Genomic DNA, 22,769 nt, shown 5'->3' with positions numbered 1-22,769 from the left:
GCTTAACCCTCCTTCTCTATACGGCTGAGATTATCGCGGAGAATCGGGCCGTACTCGTACTTACCCGGGCAGACATAGGTACACAGAGCCAGATCTTCTTCATCCAGCTCCAGGCATCCCAGCTGCTGAGCCACCTGTGTGTCGCCGACAATCAGCGCACGCAGAAGCTGCGTTGGCAGAATATCGAGGGGCATTACCCGCTCATAGGCCCCTACCGGCACCATGGCGCGTTCGCTGCCATTGGTGTTAGTCGTGTAGGGAATGCGCTTTTGGAAAAATTGTGACAGGTAGATACGCAGCGCTGAATGCTTGCTGGCACCCGGCGACAGCCAACCCATAAATTCACGGTGGGTGCCTTCGAGCAGCACACTCACCTGATTGTGGAAACGACCAAGATAAGCCATTGCACCACGGGCGGTGCGGCCGCCCAGCACGGAACCACTAATAACCCGGTTATCACCGCTTTGCAGCTGGCCAGCGGTAAGCTCGTCGAGGCTGATACCCAGACGGGTTCTCAGCAGCCGCGGCTCAATTACCTGTGGGCCACCCAATGCAACAACGCGTTCACAGTGCAGCTGGCCTGTAGTGAACAAGCGGCCTATGGCGATCACGTCCTGGTAGGAGATATGCCACAACACCTTGGTCAGGCTGGCGCCTTCCAGGAAGTGCATGTGGGTTCCAGGCAAACCTGCGGGATGACCACCGGCAAATTCGGTGACATGGAGCTGTTCGTTGTCGAGGCTGGGAATCGAAGCACCGGCTGCGGTACACAGATGCACCTTGCCGCTGGTGAGCTTGCACAGCACTTCCAGACCATCGGTAAATGCCTGTTCCGCCTCGGCAATCACCAACTCGGGGTTGGCGGCGAGGGGGTGGGTGTCGATGGCAGTGACAAAAATCGCAGCGGGCTCAGCATCCAACGCGGGCACCTTGCTGAACGGACGAGTGCGCAACGCTGTCCACAAGCCCGATGCGACGAGGTTTTCGACAACCTCCCCACGCTTGAGCTGGCTTAACTGAGCCGAGTCGTACTTGGCAAAGCTTTCGTACTCCTCGTCTTCAACGTCGATAACAACAGACTGCAACACCCGTTTTTCGCCGCGATTAATCGCCGCGATAACGCCTGTTGCAGGTGCGGTGTAACGCACGCCTTCAACTTTTTTGTCTGTGAACAGCAGTTGACCGGTTTTTACTCGGTCTCCCACCTGCACAGCCATTGTCGGTTTCATGCCGACATAGTCGAAGCCGACCAGGGCAACAGAACGGGGGGTTGGCCCCGGCTCTATTCTTTGGTCGGGTGCGCCGGATATGGGCAAATCCAGGCCCCTGGAGATTTTGATCATAAGGTCTCTGACACTCTTATGGTTAAACGCGAAAATGTAATTCTGTAATTCCGGGACAGAAGGATGCCCCGGCAGGCTGGATGAGACGCACTCACCCAGCGAAAATTTGGCTGCAAGTATATAGACTCGCACTGCAAAATGTTACTGCGCTGTAGCTAAATAGCACGATAGCTACAAGGCAAAACGGCCAGTAATACGTTGCATTACTGGCCGTTGTCGGGGTTACTCCGCGGGATACACCGCGTAGGACACCCCTGCCATCTGCTCCAGCACCCGGTGAACCTGGCAGCTGTAACCAAACTCGTTGTCGTACCAGCAGTACAGAATGGCGTTTTTGCCGTTCACAATGGTTGCTTCGCTATCAAACACACAGGCATGGCGCGATCCAACGAAGTCGCTGGACACCACCTCTGGCGAGTTGGAGTAGTCGATTTGCTTGCGCAGCGGCGAGTGCAGCGCCACGGTGCGCATGTACTCGTTCAACTCGTCTACAGTGGTTTCGGTCTTCAGGTTCAGCTTCAAAATCGCCAATGACACATTTGGCGTGGGTACGCGGATTGCGTTGCCGGTGAGTTTGCCCAGCATAGCGGGCAATACCTTACCCACCGCTTTAGCGGCGCCGGTTTCAGAGATAACCATGTTCAACGGCGCGCTGCGACCGCGGCGATCACCTTTGTGGTAGTTATCGATCAGATTCTGGTCGTTGGTGTAGGAGTGCACGGTTTCAACGTGACCACCCTCAATACCGAAGCGGTCATCCAGCACTTTCAGCGGGGGAGCAATCGCATTGGTCGTACAGCTTGCTGCAGAAATAATGGTATCTTCATCCAGAATTTCGTGGCTGTTAACCCCATGAACGATGTTTTTCATATCGCCCTTGCCAGGTGCAGTCAGAATCACCTTGGCAATGCCAGGACGGCTCAGGTGGATAGACAAACCTTCCTTGTCACGCCACTTACCGGTGTTGTCCACCAGAATCGCATCATTGATACCGTATTGGGTGTAATCCACCTCTTCGGGAGAGTTGGCGTAGATAACTTTGACTTCGACACCATTGGCAACAAAGGACTGACGCTCTTCATCGACACGGATCGTGCCATTGAAGGGACCGTGAACCGAGTCGCGGCGCAGCAGCGACGCACGCTTCACCAGATCGTTTTCAGCACCGCCCTGACGCACAACCACAGCGCGCAGACGCAGGTTATCACCGCCGCCCGCCTTCTCAACCAGCAGGCGCGCCATCAAACGACCGATACGACCAAAACCATAAAGCACAACGTCACGGGGCGGACGGGTTGGCTCTTTCACACCACCGATCAAACCGGCGACCTGGCTGCGGACGAATTCGTCAACACTCTGACCCGCGGGCTTGCCCTGTTCTTCGTAGGCGACAGCGATACGACCGGCATCGATGTGGGCGGTACCCAGATCAAGGGTGGCCAGCGCCTGAATAACCGGAAAGGTTTCAAATTCAGACAGTTCGTTCTGTTCCACCTGACGCACAAAGCGGTGGGCCTGCATAATATCCAGAACAGAGAGGTTGACCAGATTCTTACCGTAAATGTAGGTTTTTACGTTGTTGCTACGGTAAAGTTTACCGATCAGGGGAATCATCCCCTCCGCTAGCGCTTCGCGCTCTTTCCAATCGGCAAAGTAATCATCAGGACGCTCACGTCTTCTTTCAGTCACGGCAGTTACCCTTTGGTGTCGGGGGGAAAATTAGGAGCGCGTATTATCTTTATTACTGACGACCAGATCAACTGTAGATCCGTGCCATTCGGTTATACCTGCCGGATTTGACAGGTTACAATGCCCCTCCTTGACCGCTTTGAATGAAACATTGTGAAATTTTTACCTGATACACAGCCACTCTCCACCCGACAAAGTTTGCTGCTGGGCAAGCTGCCCCGCGCGGGTTACGCGCTCGCCGCGGCAGAATTGGCCCGCCAGCACCAGCGGCCATTGGTGCTATTGACAGCGGACACCGCCAGCGCGTATCGACTGGAACAGGAACTGAATTTTTTTGCGGTAGAATTACCCATTCGCTTGCTCCCGGACTGGGAAACCCTGCCTTACGACAATTTCTCCCCACACGAAGACATTATTTCAGAGCGTCTGCGCACCCTCTGCGAACTGCAAAACCTCAAAACCGGTATTCTGGTCGCCCCGATCAGCACCCTGATGCAGCGTTTGGCCCCCACCGACTACGTGCGTGGTCACAGCCTGCACCTGAAACGCGGGCAGACTCTGGACCTCGCTGCCTTTCGGTTGCAACTGGAAAAAAGCGGCTATAACAATGTGAACACGGTATTCCAGCACGGGGAGTACGCCCTGCGCGGGGCGGTGCTGGACATTTTCCCGATGGGCAGCGAACTGCCCTATCGATTGGACCTGCTCGACGACGAAATCGACAGCCTGCGCAGCTTTGACCCCGAATCCCAGCGCGGCCTTGAGCGGTGCGACAGCATCGACCTGCTGCCGGGACGGGAATTTCCCCTGGACGAAACCGGCATCGCCGGCTTTCGTCGTCGCTGGCACGAGCGTTTCAACGTTGACCACCGCAAATGCCCGATTTATCAGGATGTCAGCAGCGGCATCGCTCCCGCTGGCATCGAATACTACCTGCCGCTGTTCTTTGAAGAGTGCGGTAGCCTGTTCGACTACCTACCAGAAAACTGCGCCTTTATCAGCACCGACAGCATCGAGGCCGCAGCCGAACACTACTGGCGCGACATTCACCTGCGCCACGAGCAACGCGAGGGCGATACCCAACGCCCCGTGTTGCGTCCCACCGAGCTGTTTATCCCCACGCCCGAGCTGTTCGCCAGACTCAAAGACTATCCACGGGTGCGTTTTTTCCCCGACGCACTCGACGGCCAGGGCATCAATATCAACAGCGAGACTCTGCCCTCGCTGGAAATCGACGCCAAGGCCAGTTTGCCACTGGCGCCACTGCGCGATCACTTAAGCCAGCGGCGGGTATTGATTTGCGCAGAATCTGCGGGACGAAGGGAAGCTCTGCTGGAGCTATGCCACCGCCACCAGCTCAAACCCGAGCCCTGCGAGGACTGGCAGGACTTTATTACCGGCTCGTCGCCCTTCGCGATCACCATTGGCGAATTGGCCGAAAGCCTGGCCATCGGCGGCGACGCGCCCTTCTCCGTCATCGCCGAAGCCCAGCTTTATGGCAAGCGGGTTTCCCAAAGCCGACGGCGGCGCAAATCCTCTGCAGGCTCCCCCGAGCTGGTTGTCCGCAACCTGGCGGAACTGCGTATCGGCGCTCCGGTGGTACACGCCGACCACGGTGTTGGCCGCTATATGGGCCTGCAATCACTGACCATCGACGGCCAGAACAACGAGTTTCTCACCCTGGAATACGCCGAGGGCTCAAAGCTCTATGTTCCGGTCAACCTGCTCCAGCTGATTAGTCGCTACAGCGGCGCCGACGACGAGCTTGCCCCCCTGCACCGCCTGGGCAGCGACCAGTGGAGTAAAAGCAAGCGCAAGGCCGCAGAGAAAATCCGCGATGTTGCAGCAGAGCTGTTGGATATTTATGCCCGCCGCGGCGCCCGCCAGGGCCGCTCCTTTGACCTGGTTGAGGAATATCAGCAGTTTGCGGCGGACTTCGCTTTTGAGGAGACCCCCGATCAGCAGGTAGCGATCGACGCAGTACTGAAAGACTTGCAGTCCCCGCAGCCGATGGATCGTCTGGTGTGCGGCGACGTCGGCTTCGGCAAAACCGAGGTCGCCGTACGCGCGGCCTTTGTTGCCGTGCAGAACAACACCCAGGTCGCAATTCTGGTGCCGACCACCCTGCTTGCACAGCAGCACTATGAATCCTTCCGCGACCGCTTTGCCGAGTGGCCCTTCAAAATCGAAGTGCTATCACGGTTTCGCACCGCCGCCGAACAAAAGACCGTCATCGAAGAACTGCAAGCCGGGAAAATCGACATTCTTATCGGTACCCACAAGTTGCTGAGCAGCGATGTTAAATACACCAATCTGGGGCTGGTAATTATCGACGAGGAACACCGCTTTGGCGTTCGTCAGAAGGAAGCGCTGAAAAACCTTCGCGCCGAAGTGGACGTGCTTACCCTCACCGCCACACCGATTCCCCGCACACTGAATATGTCCATGTCGGGCATTCGCGATCTGTCAATCATCGCCACCCCGCCGGCCCGGCGGCTGTCGGTCAAAACCTTTGTCCGCGAGCGCGACGAAGCGCTGATTAAAGAAGCCATCATGCGGGAAATACTGCGTGGCGGACAGGTTTACTACCTGCACAACGAAGTCAAAACCATCGAAAAAACCGCTCGCGACTTACAGGAAATGCTCCCGGAGATCAGGGTCGGGGTCGGTCACGGCCAGATGCGCGAGCGCGAGCTTGAACAGGTAATGAGCGACTTCTACCACAAACGCCACAATGTGCTGGTGTGCTCGACCATCATCGAAACCGGCATCGACGTGCCCAATGCCAATACCATTATTATCGAGCGGGCGGACAAATTCGGCCTTGCCCAGTTACACCAGCTGCGCGGCCGCGTGGGTCGCTCCCACCACCAGGCCTATGCCTATCTGCTCACTCCCCCGACCAAACAGCTGAGCACCGATGCCCAGAAACGGTTGACGGCGATCAGCGAAGCCGACGACCTCGGTGCAGGCTTCACCCTCGCCACCCACGATATGGAAATCCGCGGCGCCGGAGAGTTACTTGGCGACGGCCAGAGTGGGCAAATACACTCCATTGGTTTCAGCCTGTATATGGAAATGCTCGACCGGGCAGTGAAAGCCATCCAGCAGGGTAAAACGGTAGACCTGGAAAACGCCCTTGAGGATCACACCGAAGTGAACCTGCGGATTCCCGCCCTGATTCCCGATGACTACCTGCCCGATGTGCAGGAACGGCTGATGCTGTACAAGCGTATTTCCGGCGCCGATAGCGAAAACGGCCTGCGCGACTTGCAGGTGGAAATGATCGACCGCTTCGGCCTGCTGCCAGAGCCCTGTAAAAACCTGTTCCGATGTGCTCAACTGCGTCTACGCGCTGTCGACCTGGGCATCGGCAAGATTGAGGGCTCCGGCTCGGGACTGCGCATTGAGTTTGCCGAGCACACCAAAGTAGAACCGATGAGTATTGTTAAACTGGTACAGTTAAATCCGGCGAAATATCAACTCGACGGTGCCAATGCCATGAAGATGAAAGACGATATGGATACCGCCGAGGAACGTATTCAGGCCGCAGACCAACTCCTCGACAAACTCGCTGGCAAAGACTGACATTAAAACCATGAGACTCCCACACATGCCCAAGCCCCGCGCACTCGTCATCGGCCTTTTACTCTTGCTGAGCAATATTGCCTACGTTCACGCCAATGACCGCCTGTTCCAGATCGATATGATTGTGTACGCGAACGATGACCCCGGCGCGGTGTACGAAGAAAACTGGCCCGACAACCTCCACCTGCGCTATCCCCGCAATTGGGAAAGACTTCGTTCGCAGGGCAGCGGCCACCTCGCCCCGGTGGCACCCAGCGAAGAGTTCGCCGCCGTCGCCAGATCAATCAAACTGTCGTCGCGCTACCGCGTACTCACTCAAAAAAGCTGGACCCAGGAGCTCTCCAACAAGCGTCAGGCCCCGGCGATTTTGATTCAGGGTGGACGTCAGGTCGGCGAACATTACGAACTGGAGGGATATATCAACGTCGCCCTGGAGCGCTACCTTTTTGTGGACACCAACCTGTGGCTGAGTAGCTTTGGCGAAACCTCGGGACGCTACTACCTACCCCGCCAACCTGAAAACCACGATGAACCCGAAGAGCCGGGCTTTATCGACGAGAGCTTTGCCGCCAGCCCTGAATATGCGGAATTTTTGCGGCAAAACCCCGAGCACCAGGCCCGCAAGGAAGAGGAATCCTTTCAGGCACCGAGTGGTTCACAAGCGGTCGAGCGCATTGTGGTTATGGAGCAAACCCGCCGCCTGCGCAGCGAGGAGCTGCACTTTTTCGATCACCCCCTGTTTGGCGTGCTGATACGCATCAGTGCCGCCCCGGCGGTCGCCGAGGCGGCACCACAGAGCGTTCAGTGAGCGGAAATACAGTGGGCCAGCAGTGATTTGACCTGGGACATACCATTGTCGATCACTGCCTGGATGTCGTCCATGGTAATCAAGGTGTCACTTAAACCGGCACCGGGGTTCACCACCAGACACACCGACGCATAGTCTATTCCCGCCTCCCGGGCCAACGCGGCTTCGGGCATCGCCGTCATGCCAACCATATCATTACCGTCCCGGGCGAGCCGTTTAATTTCCGCCGCGGTTTCCAAACGCGGCCCCTGGGTAACGGCATAAGTGCCATAGGGCTCCACGTCGATACCCGCCGTTTGCGCTGCCGCACAGAGGCGCAGCCGCAACTCCTCGCAATAGGGGTAGCTAAAGTCTATGTGCTGTACGTTGCCGTCGCGACCATCATAAAACGTGTGCTCACGACCCCAGGTGTAGTCATTAATCTGCTCGGGCAAGCCAATCACTCCCGCAACGAAGCGTTCACTGATTCCGCCCACCGCGTTCACCGCAATAATTTCGCCGACCCCCGCCTGCCGCAAGGCCTCGATATTGGCGCGATAATTAATCGCGTGGGGAGGCAGAGAATGGCCCTCGCCATGGCGCGCCAAAAACAGAAATTCAGCATCTTCATATCTCAGACGGTGCAACGGCGCGCTGGGCTTTCCGTAAGCCGTATCAACTTCTATTTCATCCAACTGCGTTGCGCCGGGCCAATCACATAGCCCGGTGCCGCCGATGACCGCTATTAGCTTACTCATTGTTGCCATCCTTATTTTGCCCGCTCATATGCTCAATACTGATCGGGTCCAATTTTACAGTGCTGGTCGGGAACGCCACGTCGGCACCCACCTCATGAATAATATTCAACACCTTAAGCAAAACGTCCTGTTTGATCTCGTGGTATTTCACCCACTGGGTGGTTTTGGTAAAGGTGTAGATAAAGAAATCCAGCGACGATGCGTTGAATTTGTTGAAATTGACGATCAGGGTTTTACCCAGATCGATCTCGCTATGATCCTCCAGCATGGCTTTTACCCGCTGAATGATCTCCGGCAGTAGATGAGCGTCCTCGTAGCGAACACCGATGGTCTCATATATGCGGCGATTCAGCATCCGCGACGGATTCTCTACTGAAATCTGGGTAAAGGTCGCATTGGGCACATACAGGGGCCGCTGATCAAAGGTGCGAATTCGAGTCTGCCGCCAGCCGATATTTTCCACTGTACCCTCGATATCCTTGTCGGGGGAGCGCACCCAGTCTCCTACCGAAAAAGGACGGTCGAGATAGACCATCAGGCCGCCAAAAAAATTCGCCAGCAAGTCCTTGGCGGCAAAACCTACGGCAATACCGCCGATCCCACCAAAGGCCAACACACCGGAAATGCTGTAGCCGAGATTTTGCAGCACCATCAACCCCGACACGATGATAACCGCCGTGCGCACCAACTTGCCGATGGCCATGACGGTGGTTCGGTCCAGAGGCTCGTCCGAGGATTTGTACTCCTCGGACAGCAAGCGGCCTTCGACCTCGCGCACCAGTTTGACCAGAAACCAGCTGAGTACGAGCACCACTGCCAAAGAGCGGAAGGTTTGCAACACGCTGAAAATCTCGGACTCGGTACTGCTGGCCACCAGGCCGAGAATGTGACTGCCACCAAAGATCCAGAGAAACCCGATAAGCGGTCGCCGCGCCGCGCCAATCAGCGCGTCGTCCCACAAATTGTGGGTCCTGGCTACGCGCTGTTCCAGGCGGGAAAGCAAGCGTCCCGCCAGCAAACTGGCGGTGAGCAAAGCGAGAACCGCAATGAAAACCTCCCACAACCAGGGGTACTGGGAGAAGTTGAGTCCCTCAAACCAGTTCGCCATCGCCACCCGACTCCTTATCTATACAATTTACTTTCTATGGACTCTGTACTTATACAATATTGAACTAAAAATAGCTCAAAAATTTGCCGGACAAAGTTTAACTTAGCCCCCTATCTCGCTGATAGTCTTGCACTTTACCCACGACGAAAAGTTGTTCGCCACAGCGGGCCAAAAGCGGCGAACGGAAAATACCCACTGGACAGGAATTTCGTAAATGTTAGCTTTAGGTACACGCAGTTTGGGAGGTGTTTCACATGTCAAGAATAAGGCCCGTTATAGGAAACTGGTACAGAGACATCGAGCTAGACCAAACCTTCGAGGTGGTCGCTCTGGACAATGATTTTGGCACCATTGAAGTACAGCTGATCGATGGTGAAATTTGTGAATATGACTTCGACACCTGGAAGCAAATGACCCTCGAAGGCATCGAAGAACCCGAAGACTGGCGCAATGCCTTCGAGCTGAGCGACGACGACTACAAGCACTGGGGCGACAACTACACGCCTGAATCGTGGAGCAATCCCCTCAGCGAAATAGAATCCGACGTCGTCAACGGTATTACCGACGACTTCTGATACAACGCACGGACCTCCCCCCTGTCCGCCAATGGCGGACGTCTTTCTATCTATTTCCCCGCCACCGCACCTGATTACCCCTCGCCCTTGGCCACTCCATTCATTAGTTGTTGTCTCGTCAAAACGAACACGCGCAGAATCGCGTCCATTTTTCCACGGGGACTTGCACGAAACATTTTACTGTATATACTCACAGTACCTGTATAGATAAACAGATAGCTGACATGGACAAACTCACAGCACGACAAGCGGAAGTTCTCGCCCTGATCAAGTCGCATATCGACGAAACCGGGTACCCACCCACCCGTGCCGACATTGCAAAGGAGCTGGGCTTTCGCTCCCCCAATGCCGCTGAAGAGCACCTGAAAGCGCTGGCCCGCAAAGGCGCCATAGAAATTATTCCCGGCGCTTCCCGGGGCATACGTCTCCCCGATGTACCCGGTATTCCGATTATCGGCCGGGTCGCGGCGGGCAACCCGATTCTGGCGGAGGAGCACATCGAGGATTACTGCGATATGCCCCCTTCAGTGTTCAGCCCCAGCGCCGATTATTTTCTTCGTGTACGCGGCGACAGCATGATTAATGCGGGCATTTTTGAAAATGACCTGCTCGCGGTGCATCGCACGGCCATCGCCCGCAACGGTCAGATCGTCGTGGCCAGAATCGGCGAGGAAGTCACCGTGAAACGGCTGCAGCAGCAAAAGAACAAACACACTGTGTTGCTGATTGCAGAAAACCCGGATTACGACCCCATCAAAGTAGACCTGCGGGAACAGGACTTCGCAATTGAAGGCCTTAGCGTGGGCGTATTACGTAGAGGGAATTGAAAATGGGCCATTTTGAACAACGTCAACTTTTTGAGCAGCCCCTGGCGTCTGCCACCGGCGGCCGCATTACCAGCATCAGCCTGAGCAGCCAGGCCCATCTATCGCGCACCCTGCTCGCCGGTATGCTTATGGAGCTTAGCGGCAATTCAGACCAACGTTGGCTATGCTGGGTCGCCGATCGCCCGCTTAAACCACTGTTGACGGCAAATTCCAGCAATCAGCAGCGCATTTTGCAGGTGGTAAGCAACAGCGGTCAGGAGCTATGCCCCATTGCTGTAAGAGCACTGGAACGGGGCAAGAGTCATACGGTGGCGGTTTTGCTGGATCGCCCCCTGCAGGACAGGGAGCACGAAGCACTGGAACGTGCCGCGCTGGCTGGAAATGCCGAGTGTTTGGTAATTTACCTGAACGACTGAGAAAGCGAGGCCAGGGAGTGGCTTAATGTACGGTTTTCGGGTTGGGTTCCAAGGCGTCTAAACCGTCCTCCTCATCATCTTCGTCAAGAGGCGCTTCGTCACCCAACAGTTGAGCCGCCTCCAGACCGGCCTGAATCATCACCTTGGCCAACTCAAGATGGGAACCGGAGATATGCTCTTTGGTTTCATCAGAGAAGCGAATGGTCACAATAGGCTTGTCGTCACCCTCTGAGCGCTGTAATACGATATCGCCGTTGGGCAGTTCAACCAATTCTAAATATGACAGCACAAAGATTCCCTTGAAGTATGTTGTCGCCGACAGGTGGCAGATGTGCCCAGTGTATCAAAACACCCGCTGTTTAGGCCAATGGCGGCATGGGGGCGGCCTCAATACTCCAACAGGCCTGCACGATGACGGCCCACCAGCTCAGTCAGGGACTCCAGCACTGCTTTAATGTCCTCTTCCTGTGAACTTTTGGCACTGCCGATCAGATCCGGCGAGTACGCCACCCCTTCATCCGGGCGGTTCACATAGGCGTAATTTACCATATAGCTGATCTGGGCATCATGGACTTCCCGCTCAGCCAGTTCAGCGATTTCAGGGGGATACTCCCCCACCGCAAGAATCCGCGCATTCACTCGCCCCTTGGGCAAGGACTTCTGAAAACGCGGCTGGTGAAACAGAATGTCACCCAGATGCGCCTCATAGGCCAGCTGCAACTGGTGTATCGCCGACTCCTGGGATGCACGGGCGTGATGTCCGCCCCACATTGCGCTGTCCCCATTGGTTAATTCAGCCAGGTACTGGCGGGCCAGGTAAAGATGTAGGTTACACTGGCCACGATAGCTCTCACCCATGGAAGACTCCGGTTACTTCTTGGCGGCTTTTTTAGCGGCGGCTTTCTTTGCCGGGGCCTTTTTCGCGGCAGCTTTTTTGGCCTTTTCACGGACCTGCCAGCGACCATTTTCATAGAAGGCAGCCCAACCACTCGGCTTACCCTCAACCTCCGACTGAACATATTGTTCCTGGGTCTTGCGGCTGTAGCGAATAACGGTAGGACGCCCTTCGCTATCTTCCACCGGGGCACTGAACAGGAAGGTGTATTTCGGGTCGATTTCCTCCTTGTGGGGCAGTATTTCCCTTACAAGGGGGGCGCGGGTTTCGCGGTTTTTCGGGAAACCACTGGCAGCGAGAAACAGGCCACTGGCGCCATCGCGCAGCACATAGTGGTCATCTACTTTATCGCACTTAAGCTCCGGCATTTGCACCGGATCCATTTTCGGTGGCGCGGCTTCGCCACTGCGCAATAGCTTGCGGGTGTTCTTGCATTCCTCGGCGGTACAACCAAAATACTTGCCGAAGCGACCGGTTTTCAGCTGCATATCGGCACCGCATTTATCGCACTCGATCACCGGGCCATCGTAGCCTTTCACCTTGAAACTGCCCTGTTCGATTTCATAACCGGAACAGTCGGGGTTGTTACCGCAGATGTGCAGCTTGCGACTTTCGTCGATCAGATAACTTTCCATCGCGGTATTACACAAACGGCAGCGACGCATATTGCGCAGCAACTTGGATTCGGCTTCGTCGTCCTCTGCATCAATGCTGACAAATTCCTCGCCGGGCACCAAGTTGATCGTCTGTTTGCAGCGCTCCTTTGGTGGCAAGGCGTAGCCTGAACACCCCAGGAAAACTCCGGTACTGGCGGTGCGCACCTGCATTTCGCGACCACACTTGGGACAGGGAATTTCCGTCGCGGTGGGCGCATTGGTGCGCATACCACCCTCGTCAGACTCGGCTTTTTCCAGGGTCTTGCGAAATTCCGTGTAGAACTCGTCAAGCAGGTCTTTCCAGTTTTTACCGCCGGAAGCCACGGTATCCAGCGACTCTTCCATTCGTGCGGTAAAGCTGTAGTCGAGCAGGTTACTAAAGCTTTCGACCAGCCGATCGGTCACGATGTCGCCCATTTTCTCGGCATAGAAGCGACGATTTTCTACCTTGACGTAACCACGGTCCTGAATCGTGGAAATAATCGAGGCATAGGTGGAGGGGCGACCAATACCGCGCTTTTCCAATTCCTTGACCAACGCCGCCTCGCTGTAACGGGGGGCAGGTTTGGTGAAATGCTGACTCGGGTCAACTTTAACCAAGCGCAGCACATCGCCGACTTTCACGTCAGGCAATTCCTGGTCATCATCTTTTTTACTGGCCGCCGGCGCCTGGACCTTCATAAAACCGTCGAACCGGACCACGCGGCCACGGGTGCGCAGCTCAAAGTCTCCCGCTTCAACCACGATAGACGTACTGGTGAACTCCGCAGGTGCCATTTGACAGGCGACGAATTGCCGCCAAATCAATGTATAGAGCCGCTCTGCATCGCGCTCCATACCCGACAACTGTGTGGGCTCAACATTCACGTCAGAGGGACGAATCGCTTCGTGAGCTTCCTGGGCGCCCTCTTTGCTGGAGTACAACTTGGGCGCATCGGGAAGATAAGCCTTGGCGAAATGGCTGCCGATATATTCTCGACATGCGGCAATCGCGTCATTACTGAGATTGGTCGAGTCGGTACGCATATAGGTGATATAGCCCGCCTCGTAGAGCCGCTGGGCCAACATCATGGTTTTTTTGACGCCAAAGCCCAAGCGGGTACTCGCCGCCTGTTGCAGGGTCGAGGTGATATAGGGTGCGCCGGGTTGGCTACGTGTGGGCTTGTCTTCCCGCGCAGCCACTTTGTAATCACAGGTCTGGAGCGCTGTCACCGCGGCCATCGCCGCGCTTTCATTATCGGGGCGGAAGGGCAGCCCCGACTGTTTTTTCACTTCCAGCCGGAGCTTACCGGCATCTGCTTCGTTGTCGGTGTGTATCTGCCAATACTCCTCCGGCACGAAGGCGCGTATTTCCTTTTCTCGCTCGACAATCAGGCGCACTGCGACCGATTGCACTCGACCTGCGCTCAGACCACGGGCAATCTTAGCCCACAGCAGCGGCGATACCATGTAGCCGACCACCCGGTCGAGAAAGCGCCGCGCCTGCTGGGCATTCACCCTGTCGATATCCAGCTCGGTGGGCTGGGCAAAGGCTTCGTTGATCGCCTTTTTGGTGATTTCGTTAAAGACCACACGCTTGTATCGGCTGTCGTCACCGCCAATGGCTTCGCGCAGGTGCCAGGCGATGGCCTCCCCTTCGCGGTCAAGGTCGGTCGCGAGATAGATGGTGTCGGCGGTACTGGCCAGCTTTCTCAGCTCGCTGACCACCTTTTCCTTGCCCGGCAGGATTTCATAACGAGCCTGCCAGCCGTGGTCAGGGTCAACCCCCATTCGAGCAACAAGCTGCTCCCTGGACTTTTTCTTTTTGTGAATCGCCTTTTCTTCAGGCGACATCTTGCGTGTCAGCGCCGCAGCCTTGGCCCGCTCCTTGGGGTCGCTCGCGCTGGCTTTACTGCCACTGGTGGGCAGATCGCGGATATGGCCAACACTCGACTTCACAATGTAGTCGGAGCCCAGATACTTATTTATCGTTTTGGCCTTGGCCGGCGACTCCACGATTACCAAAGATTTGCCCATGTTACCCTTTTTGCATAAACAAGAATGAATGCAGCGCCTGCAGTGAGGCGACATATATAAGTGTTCGACAACTGATGGTCAAGGCCGTTGTCGCGCAGGAGCGGTTGTCGGGTAGCTTTATAAATCTACCGATTCCGCTTCGATCAAGCTGAATCTAGGGGTGATAACGCCGTCTACCGTCACGTTCTCAACAAACATCGCCAGTGGCCTCAGCCATAATTCAGCGTCACCGTAGAGGGGCCGATAGACCACATGCAGCTCGTCGGACTCGCTGTGTCGGGCTACCCCATACACGCGATACTCCCCTCCTTTATAGTGGCGATAACGCCCGGTTGCCAGTGATTTACTCAACTTCATTGCTCGGCCCTATCTCTTCTACAATACTCGTCATGGCGGAAACGAGGGCTTCCACGGTGGCCACGTCGGCATTTTTTTCCCGCCAGTAGACTTTCAGCATCTGCTCAGATGCCTCGATTAAAATGACATCTTCTGGCCAGGCATCACCGAGGGCAGCTATTTTCTGCCGCACACTGTCGGGGGGGCCAGCGACGTCATCATGCTCGCCCTCGCCGTTAAACCACAGTCGCCAGCGCGCCAGACGCGCCCCCTTGGGGAGCATTAGACAATAGGCAAGGCCCGGTATCTGCCCCTCTTTTCGCACCCGTTGCCGGCGACTTTGCGGAAGGCTGCCAATTTGCACCAGAATTCCCTGCTTGCGCGCGACGTCCCGCAGGGCGATTTGCCGCTTCTGCCGCGGGCTGGGGATTATCCACAGTATGGGCGCCAACATAAATGCCAACACACCAATCACTATTAACCAGAACATACTCTGCCTACCCTCGGGGCTGTGGCGAACGATCAAGGTCCAACGATACTGGCCGCACTCACCGGCGACAACGGGCACGACTGGACACGGAGGCTGTCTTATACCTTACTTAGACAGTGCAATGCGAATATCAAGGGAAAGCATTATGACCGGCTACAACTGCGTATTGGTCGCCATCGACCTGTCCGACGAAGCGATTACCGTCCTGGAAAGGGCCAATAATATTGCCGCCAACCACCAGGCCACCCTCCACTTGCTCCACGTAGTGGAGCCACTAAGTCTGGCCTACGGCGGCGACATTCCCATGGACTTCACCGGGGTTCAGGAACAACTGCAACAACAGGCTGAAGAGGGACTGCGCAGCTATGCCCAGCGCTTCGGTGTCAGCCCGGAGCGCTGCCACTTACTGACGGGACGCCCGGAAACCCAGGTTCACGAACTCAGCGAGAAGCTCAACGCTGACTTGATTGTCGTGGGCAGCCACGGCCGTAAGGGACTGGCCCTGTTACTCGGCTCTACCGCCAATGGCGTGCTGCACGGTGCGAGCTGCGACGTCCTCGCAGTGCGCGTCGGTTAGCCGCCCGCGCACCAATCAGTCGCCGGCTTCTTCAGACAATTCCAGCCAGCGCTCCATACAGCCATCCAGTTCGCTTTGCAGGGCGGCCAGTTTCTCCATTGTTTGGGCCACCACATCGCCACCCTGCTTATAGAACTCGGCGCTGGAGCTTTCCTCGGAAAGTGTCGCAATGGCCGTTTCCAGCCCCTCTATTTTTTCAGGTAGAAGTTCAAGCTCGCGCTGATCCTTGTAACTCAGCTTTTTACGCTTTTTGCTGTCCGCTGGCTTACTCGCCGCAGCCGATTGCTTACCTGCCTCCTGTCCGCTGGTCGCACTTTCCCGAGCCGCTACCCGCGCCTGATAGGCGGCGACTTCACGATACCCGCCCACGTGCTCACTGATATGGCCGTTGCCCTCAAAAAGCAGGCAACTGCTGGCAACACTATCGACAAAGGCCCGGTCATGGCTGACCAGCAGCACGCTGCCGGTGAAGTCCACCAGCAGGCTTTCCAGCAGCTCAAGGGTTTCCATATCAAGGTCGTTGGTCGGCTCATCCATCACCAGCACATTGGCCGGCTGGGTAAACAGGCAGGCCAGCTGCACCCGAGCCCTTTCGCCCCCCGACAATACCCCCAAATGGCTCCTCGCCCGCTCGGGTGTGAACAGAAAATCCCCCAGATAAGACATGATGTGCTTGTCTTTGCCGTTAATCGTGACCGACTCCCGGCCCTGACCGACAATATCCACTACCCGCTGATTGGGATCGAGCTGATCCCGCAGCTGATCGAAATAGGCCACCTGTAAATTACTACCGCGTTTGATCTCTCCGCTCTGGGCCTCCAGCTCACCCAGGATCAACCGCAGCAGCGTAGTTTTTCCCGCCCCATTGGGACCAATCAATGCCAACTTGTCGCCACGACTGAACAGCAAATTGAAGTTTTTAACCAGGTCCCGCCCCGGCACCGAGTAACACACGTTTTTCAACTCGGCGACAATCTTGCCGGTTTGCGCCCCCTCGTTAACGTTCAGCGTCGCCACACCTTGCTGCACTTTGCGCTCGGAGCGCTCTCTGCGCAGCTGTTGCAGGGCGCGAACGCGACCCTCATTGCGGGTGCGCCGAGCCTTGATACCCTGGCGAATCCACACCTCTTCCTGCGCCAGACGTTTATCAAACAGCGCGTTCTGCTCGGCTTCTACCTCCAGCTCGTGCTCGCGCAACTCCTGATAGCGGGTGTAGTTACCGACATAATTTTTTAATTTACCCCGATCCAGTTCGATAATTCGATTGGCCAGCGACTCGATCAAGGAGCGATCGTGGGTTACAAACAACACACAGCCGGAAAACCCCCGCACACACTGTTCCAGCCACAAGATGCCGTCGACATCGAGATGGTTGGTGGGCTCATCCAGCAGCAGAATATCGGGGTCACTGACCAGTGCCCGCGCCAGTGAAACCCGGCGCAGCCAGCCACCGGACAGAGACCCAATGGGGGCCTCGGCGTTCAGTTGCAGGCGACTCAGGGTAGATTCAATACGCTGCTGAAAACTCCAGCCGTCGGCAGTTTCAATACGCCGCTGCAATTCCTCAAGCTCGGCCAGCGCCGCCTCGTTCATGTCACCGTGAGTGAGCGCCTGATAGCGCCGAAGCACATCACCCAATTCCGCCAATCCGCCGGCAACCACATCAAACACGGTGTCATTGCCGTCGGCAAAGTCGAGGTTTTGCTCCATGCGGGCAATCACCGCCCCGGGCTGACGCCAGATATCGCCGGCGTCGGGTGCCAAACTGCCATCGACCATACGCAGTAAAGTGGACTTGCCACAGCCATTTCTGCCCAAAAGGCACACCCGATCACCGGCATCCAGCTGCAACTCGGTGTTATCGAGCACTGTCTGTTGTCCAATACTGTGTTGTAATTGAGTAGCACGTAGTAAAGGCATATAGTGTTCCGACTCTGATTTTGCTGTGCCAAACCGCGTGGGTTTGGCGATTAGGAGGCTACAAGGATGATGAAACGCCAAAGACGATACGTCGCTGTAGCGCTATGGCTGGCGTGCATATTTTCCGCATTCTCCGCCTGCGCCAACACGGGTGGCGTAACCCGCGAGCGCGAAGTATATCGTGAAGCGATGCGGGAAATAAGCCGCGGAAGAATAGAATCCGCCGAGCGCCTGCTGCCCGCACTGCAGAACTACCCTTTGCTGCCCTACGTTGAACTGGAATTACTCAAAGCCCAAATTCACCAGTTGTCCGACACCTCCATCGATGCCTTTGTAAATCAGTATCGGGATACCATTGTCGCCCAGCGGGTAAAGGTTGCCTGGCTACACCACCTGCGCCGCAAGGGTGACTGGGAGCGCTTCCTGCGCTATTACCAGCGCGACCCCATCGCCGGACTCGACTGCACCGTGATCAACGCCCTGTACGCCACAGGTGATACCGCTGCGGCCCAGGCCAAGGTCGCCAGTACCTGGCTCACCGGACGTTCACTACCCGACGAGTGCGACCCCGCCCTGAAACGCTGGCTGGGCTCACTGTCTGCCGCCGAAGCACAGCAGCAATACTGGCAGCGAGCGCGGCTGGCCATCGACGCCGAGCAACACAAGCTGGCAATTTACTTACTGGGCAAGGTCGAAAACAGCCGCCCACTGATCGAATTACTGGAGTCTCCTGAGCGGCTGTTCAAGACCGGCCTGTTACTGCCGGTAAATGACGACAGCAGACGCGTTGCGGTGTTAACGCTCAAGCGACTGGCACGGGGCGATTTTGAAGCGACAAATTCGCTGTGGCATCAACTCGATCGCCACCACAGCTTTAGCCGCAAGCAGAATTACGAATTGCGTGACGCCCTCGCCCGGCAAATTATCGCCAGCGACATTGACTATGCCCGCGACTGGCTCAACGCCAATGATCCAAGCTTTGAGGACCCCTACCTGACGGAATGGCGGGTGCGTCTGGCCCTCAAATATGGCGACTGGGACGCGGCCCAGCAATATATTGCGATGCTCCCGGAGAATATGCGCAGCAAGTCAGACTGGCGCTACTGGTGGGCCCGAGCCGATATTGAAAAACGCCAGGCCGTGAGTGACGAAGCCCGAGGAATTCTGCAGCAACTGGCCACCGAACGGGGCTACTACAGTTTTATGGCCGCGGACATGCTCAATCAGGAATATCGTCTGGCCAGCAAACGCACCCTCGACCCCAAACTGGTTGAGGAGGTCAAACAACACAGCGCTATTATCCGCGCCCGCGAACTGCATTGGCACGGCGACCACAGCACCGCCAAGCAGGAGTGGTCGGTGGGAATGCGCAGCCTGAACAAGGCCGAACAGGTCGCCGCCGCGCAGTTGGCCCTCGACTGGGAATGGCCGCATCAGGCGATAGTGACCGCCATTCGCGCCGACGAGTGGGACGACTTGGTACTGCGCTTCCCCACCGCCTATCAAAAGCAATTTGTGCGCACTGCCAAGCGTGAAAATATCGACCTGAAATGGATTTACGCTATAGCACGCCAGGAAAGCGCCTTCGCCGCCGACGCCCGCTCTCCGGTCGGCGCACGGGGTGTAATGCAGATTATGCCCGGCACGGCCACGACCCTCGCCCGGCAGATGGGCACCGGACGGGTGTCGACCGCCGACTTGCTGGAGCCAGACACCAATATCGCCATGGGCGGTTACTATCTGGGAAAATTACTGGAGCGTTTTGACGGTAACCGCATTCTTGCCACCGCCGCCTATAACGCGGGCCCGACCAGAGTAGAACGGGTATTACTGCGGCAGGATCGCAACTTGCCTGCGGACATCTGGATAGAAAACCTGCCCTACGGTGAAACTCGGGAATACATCAAAAACGTGCTGGCATTCAGCGTGATTTACGGCGTTAAACTGGATCTGGACAAGCCCATACTCGCCAGACATGAACGCCAGATTAGCCCCAGACAGGTTAACTGAGTCCTTGGCCAAGCTGGTCTGAGCACATAAGGTAAATCAGGCCAGCAACTCAACGACGTCGCCAACACCAATAACACCGCTCCCCCGGTGGATGGCATTCTGACCGAATATCACGCCGCTGTCCGTCTGGCAAAATTTGCGCAGCAGCGGAAAGACATCGGCCTCTTTCTCTCCGCTCTCCAACGCAATTGTCGGAATTGCGCAGCGACTACAGGGCTTGACCAGGTCAAACTCCACGCCATTTATCGCCAGACTGCGCCAGCCCCCCTCGGCGAAGGCCTCAGCTCCGTCGATCACAATATTCGGGCGAAAACGCTGCATATCCAGCGGCCGGCCTAATTCCTGCTGCAAAAAACGCAGGCTGGCGCCATGGCAGATCAGAAAGGGAAAGCCATCGGCATAGCTGACCCTGACCCCAGCCGGGGCGTAGTCCAAATCTACCTGACGATGCACCTGCGCAGGCAAGTGAAACAGACGCAAACGCCGCCCCAGGCGATCAGACAGCCACTGCGCCACCTCATCCCCGGCATCCCGGCTTTCTACCTGATCGCGCCACACCGTGGCCGTCGTTAACGAGCCATTCGCTTCCGGCTGTTCAATCACGATGCTCGCCCCATCGTCTAGGTCGCGCAGCAGCAATTGCCTGCCCTGCACCTGCGCATAAATTCGACACATTTTCGGCAGCTGGCGCTGGGTGACAAAACGGCCATGATCATCGACGACCAGCCAGCGACGATCCCCCGACGGCCCCCATTCGTCAACGGTCAGTGCATCGCAGGGGGCTGCAGCGAGGGACTTTACCGGATAGCGGTATACTGCGGTCACCACCAGGCTCATCAAACATCCCCGCCATAGGCAAAATCAACCACCTCAACAGCGTAAAAGGGCCAGCACAGAATCCGCCCGTCGCTCCGCTCCAGCACGGGGATCCGGGTGCCATACAGGTCAACCAGGGCATCATCATCGGCAATATCTACCAGCTCCACCACCAGCTCCGGGTACTCAATGAGCACCTCCACCAGCAGCTGCTCAGCGAGCTCACACAGGTGACAGGCCGACGTGCCATACAAAACAAGTTGAGTCATAACATCCCTATTCAGCCAGCAAAAACAAAAATGCCCGGCATTTGCCGGGCATCATCGGACAATACACGGGAATTATATGTCGTAACCGACCTCATTGTGACCCGTTAAATCCAGACCTTCTGCCTCTTCATCCGCAGTCACCCGCAGACCGACAATCACATCGATAACCTTGAACAGAATATAACTGACCACCGCGGTATAGGTGAAGGTCGCGGCGATACCAATCAGCTGCACCTTAACCTGCTCACCGATGGTGACGCCGTCGGCCAGGCCCAGGCCGCTGAACATACCCAGTTCGCTGCTGGCAAAAATACCCGCACAGAGCGTACCCAGAATGCCACCAACACCGTGAACCGGGAAAACGTCCAGCGAATCATCAATTTTAAGCACCTGCTTGATACCCAGTGTGCAGTAAAAACAAACGATACCCGCCATTAAACCGATGACCACCGCTCCCGCTGGCCCGACATAACCGGAGGCCGGCGTAATAGTACCCAGACCAGCCACCATACCGGTCACCGCGCCGAGGGCGCTGGGCTTGCCAAAACGCTTCCATTCAATCAGCGACCAGGTCAAACACCCGGTTGCCGCCGACAGGTGGGTAACCAGCATGGCCATACCGGCATTGCCATTCGCTGCCAGCGCACTGCCGGCGTTAAAGCCGAACCAGCCCACCCACAGCATGCCTGCACCGGTAAAGGTCATGGTCAGATTGTGTGGCGGCAAGGCCATCTGCCCAAAGCCCTGACGTGGCCCCAGCACCATCGCCGCCACCAGCGCGGCGACACCGGCGGTGATATGCACCACGGTGCCGCCGGCAAAGTCCAGCAATCCCATTTGTGCCAGCCAGCCACCGCCCCATACCCAGTGGGTGATCGGCGCGTACACCAGAATCAACCAAAGGGCGGAAAACAACATCACTGCCGAGAAGCGAATGCGCTCGGCAAAGCCACCAATAATCAGCGCCGGAGTAATAATGGCAAAGGTCATCTGAAACATCACAAAGACGCTTTCAGGAATATCACCACTCAAGGAGTCCACCGTCATGCCATTAAGAAAGGCGCGACTAAGGTCGCCGACAAAGGCATTACCTTCGGTGAACGCCATGCTGTAACCCACCGCAAACCACAGCAGCGAGGCGACACAGGTAATACTGAAACACTGCATCAGCACACTGAGAATGTTCTTGCTGCGCACCAGCCCACCGTAAAACAGTGCCAGCCCGGGCAACGTCATAAACAAGACCAGTGCGGTAGAGGTCAGAATCCATCCACTATTTGCGCCGTCCAGGCTGTCTGCGAGTGCAGATTCAGATAAAAGAAGAGCCCCCGACGCCATCGCGATGGCGCTCCAACCCCTGTTGGTAGGTGTAAATTTCATAGCTTGTCCTCTGACACGATCCAAAGCGCACCAAATGTGACCGCATAACACGGACGTGCACCACTTTAAAACAATAGGCACTATATTAGTGCGCGCAAGTTGAGCAGGGAAATTATGGGATTTTTCACTTTTTCCTGATATTCAACAACTTGCCCGGCACTCAACGGCATAGACCGAAATATATGGCACCACTCTAGCGCGGCTACAACGCCGCAGGCACCAAACTACAGCAATAATCATGCCCATTATGGTGCGCAAGCACCATTTTCATGCAATGTGCCGCAGTATGCGTGCTCTGCATCCGTCGGCACAC

The 22,769-nt window shown here is 56.4% G+C and carries 20 protein-coding genes; 7 read left to right on the top strand and 13 right to left on the bottom strand.

The annotated features are described in order from the left end of the window. Positions 1–2: 2 nt before the first annotated feature. Positions 3–1,343 (bottom strand): Na(+)-translocating NADH-quinone reductase subunit A, encoded by a 1,341-nt coding sequence (locus tag HCU74_RS07270; protein ID WP_168449735.1) that lies wholly within the window; start codon positions 1,341–1,343, stop codon positions 3–5. Positions 1,344–1,565: 222 nt separating this feature from the next. Next, a complete protein-coding gene (locus HCU74_RS07265; protein ID WP_168449734.1) occupies positions 1,566–3,032 on the bottom strand; it encodes a glyceraldehyde-3-phosphate dehydrogenase in 1,467 nt (488 codons plus the stop codon). A gap of 153 nt (positions 3,033–3,185) precedes the next feature. Here HCU74_RS07265 and mfd point away from each other — a divergent pair, with 153 nt between their 5' ends. Further along, positions 3,186–6,620: a transcription-repair coupling factor gene (gene mfd, locus HCU74_RS07260; protein WP_168449733.1), complete on the top strand. Its 3,435-nt coding sequence runs from the start codon at positions 3,186–3,188 to the stop codon at positions 6,618–6,620. 25 nt (positions 6,621–6,645) lie between these two features. Next, positions 6,646–7,428, top strand: coding sequence for a CsiV family protein (locus HCU74_RS07255; protein ID WP_168449732.1), 783 nt, complete (start codon positions 6,646–6,648; stop codon positions 7,426–7,428). On the opposite strand, the gene HCU74_RS07250 is transcribed toward HCU74_RS07255, so the two are convergent. Further along, positions 7,422–8,165 carry an S-methyl-5'-thioinosine phosphorylase gene (locus HCU74_RS07250; RefSeq protein ID WP_168449731.1) on the bottom strand — a complete coding sequence of 248 codons (744 nt, stop codon included), beginning with the start codon at positions 8,163–8,165 and terminating at the stop codon, positions 7,422–7,424. The two genes, HCU74_RS07255 and HCU74_RS07250, sit on opposite strands and share 7 nt — an antisense overlap. Further along, on the bottom strand, positions 8,158–9,273 hold the full coding sequence (locus HCU74_RS07245; RefSeq protein WP_168449730.1) for a mechanosensitive ion channel family protein: 1,116 nt from the start codon (positions 9,271–9,273) through the stop codon (positions 8,158–8,160). The genes HCU74_RS07250 and HCU74_RS07245 overlap by 8 nt, the downstream gene beginning before the upstream one ends. A 254-nt stretch (positions 9,274–9,527) precedes the next feature. Between HCU74_RS07245 and HCU74_RS07240 the strand changes: the two genes are divergently transcribed. From HCU74_RS07240 to HCU74_RS07230, 3 genes are all read left to right on the top strand, one after another. Then, positions 9,528–9,848, top strand: a complete 321-nt coding sequence (locus HCU74_RS07240; protein ID WP_210425141.1) for a DUF6763 family protein — start codon at positions 9,528–9,530, stop codon at positions 9,846–9,848. A gap of 224 nt (positions 9,849–10,072) precedes the next feature. Further along, entirely contained in the window at positions 10,073–10,675 is a 603-nt protein-coding gene (gene lexA / locus HCU74_RS07235) for a transcriptional repressor LexA (protein ID WP_168449729.1), read from the top strand. A 2-nt stretch (positions 10,676–10,677) separates the two neighbouring features. After that, on the top strand, positions 10,678–11,091 hold the full coding sequence (locus tag HCU74_RS07230; protein WP_168449728.1) for a hypothetical protein: 414 nt from the start codon (positions 10,678–10,680) through the stop codon (positions 11,089–11,091). A 22-nt stretch (positions 11,092–11,113) separates the two neighbouring features. Here HCU74_RS07230 and HCU74_RS07225 read toward each other — a convergent pair whose 3' ends face one another. The 5 genes from HCU74_RS07225 to HCU74_RS07205 form a co-directional block, all read right to left on the bottom strand. Further along, complete coding sequence (locus tag HCU74_RS07225; RefSeq protein ID WP_210425140.1) at positions 11,114–11,380, bottom strand: hypothetical protein; 267 nt, start codon at positions 11,378–11,380, stop codon at positions 11,114–11,116. A gap of 98 nt (positions 11,381–11,478) precedes the next feature. After that, positions 11,479–11,949, bottom strand: coding sequence for a hypothetical protein (locus tag HCU74_RS07220; protein WP_168449727.1), 471 nt, complete (start codon positions 11,947–11,949; stop codon positions 11,479–11,481). A 12-nt stretch (positions 11,950–11,961) separates the two neighbouring features. After that, complete coding sequence (gene topA, locus HCU74_RS07215; RefSeq protein WP_168449726.1) at positions 11,962–14,658, bottom strand: type I DNA topoisomerase; 2,697 nt, start codon at positions 14,656–14,658, stop codon at positions 11,962–11,964. A gap of 117 nt (positions 14,659–14,775) precedes the next feature. Beyond that, the gene (locus HCU74_RS07210; protein ID WP_168449725.1) at positions 14,776–15,015 is read right to left on the bottom strand and encodes a DUF1653 domain-containing protein; all 240 of its coding nucleotides are present in this window, start codon (positions 15,013–15,015) and stop codon (positions 14,776–14,778) included. After that, positions 15,002–15,484 (bottom strand): hypothetical protein, encoded by a 483-nt coding sequence (locus HCU74_RS07205; protein WP_168449724.1) that lies wholly within the window; start codon positions 15,482–15,484, stop codon positions 15,002–15,004. Before HCU74_RS07205 ends, HCU74_RS07210 begins: the two co-directional genes overlap by 14 nt. 145 nt (positions 15,485–15,629) lie before the next feature. On the opposite strand from HCU74_RS07205, the gene HCU74_RS07200 reads away from it, so the two are divergent. Continuing rightward, positions 15,630–16,061, top strand: coding sequence for a universal stress protein (locus tag HCU74_RS07200; protein WP_168449723.1), 432 nt, complete (start codon positions 15,630–15,632; stop codon positions 16,059–16,061). 15 nt (positions 16,062–16,076) lie between these two features. Here HCU74_RS07200 and HCU74_RS07195 read toward each other — a convergent pair whose 3' ends face one another. Continuing rightward, positions 16,077–17,930 (bottom strand): ATP-binding cassette domain-containing protein, encoded by a 1,854-nt coding sequence (locus HCU74_RS07195; RefSeq protein ID WP_345889663.1) that lies wholly within the window; start codon positions 17,928–17,930, stop codon positions 16,077–16,079. A 117-nt stretch (positions 17,931–18,047) separates the two neighbouring features. On the opposite strand from HCU74_RS07195, the gene HCU74_RS07190 reads away from it, so the two are divergent. Next, the gene (locus tag HCU74_RS07190) at positions 18,048–19,991 is read left to right on the top strand and encodes a transglycosylase SLT domain-containing protein (RefSeq protein WP_168449721.1); all 1,944 of its coding nucleotides are present in this window, start codon (positions 18,048–18,050) and stop codon (positions 19,989–19,991) included. A gap of 36 nt (positions 19,992–20,027) precedes the next feature. Here HCU74_RS07190 and HCU74_RS07185 read toward each other — a convergent pair whose 3' ends face one another. The 3 genes from HCU74_RS07185 to HCU74_RS07175 form a co-directional block, all read right to left on the bottom strand. Continuing rightward, entirely contained in the window at positions 20,028–20,828 is an 801-nt protein-coding gene (locus HCU74_RS07185; protein WP_168449720.1) for an MOSC domain-containing protein, read from the bottom strand. Then, positions 20,828–21,076 carry a glutaredoxin family protein gene (locus HCU74_RS07180; protein ID WP_168449719.1) on the bottom strand — a complete coding sequence of 83 codons (249 nt, stop codon included), beginning with the start codon at positions 21,074–21,076 and terminating at the stop codon, positions 20,828–20,830. The genes HCU74_RS07185 and HCU74_RS07180 overlap by 1 nt, the downstream gene beginning before the upstream one ends. Before the next feature lie 72 nt (positions 21,077–21,148). Beyond that, a complete protein-coding gene (locus tag HCU74_RS07175) occupies positions 21,149–22,456 on the bottom strand; it encodes an ammonium transporter (RefSeq protein ID WP_168449718.1) in 1,308 nt (435 codons plus the stop codon). Positions 22,457–22,769 lie beyond the last annotated feature (313 nt).

This window comes from Spongiibacter thalassae (genome assembly GCF_012272835.1).
GTDB lineage: Bacteria > Pseudomonadota > Gammaproteobacteria > Pseudomonadales > Spongiibacteraceae > Spongiibacter > Spongiibacter thalassae.
Note: the sequence above shows the minus strand (reverse complement) of the source record. Positions and strands in the feature narration are given on the sequence as shown.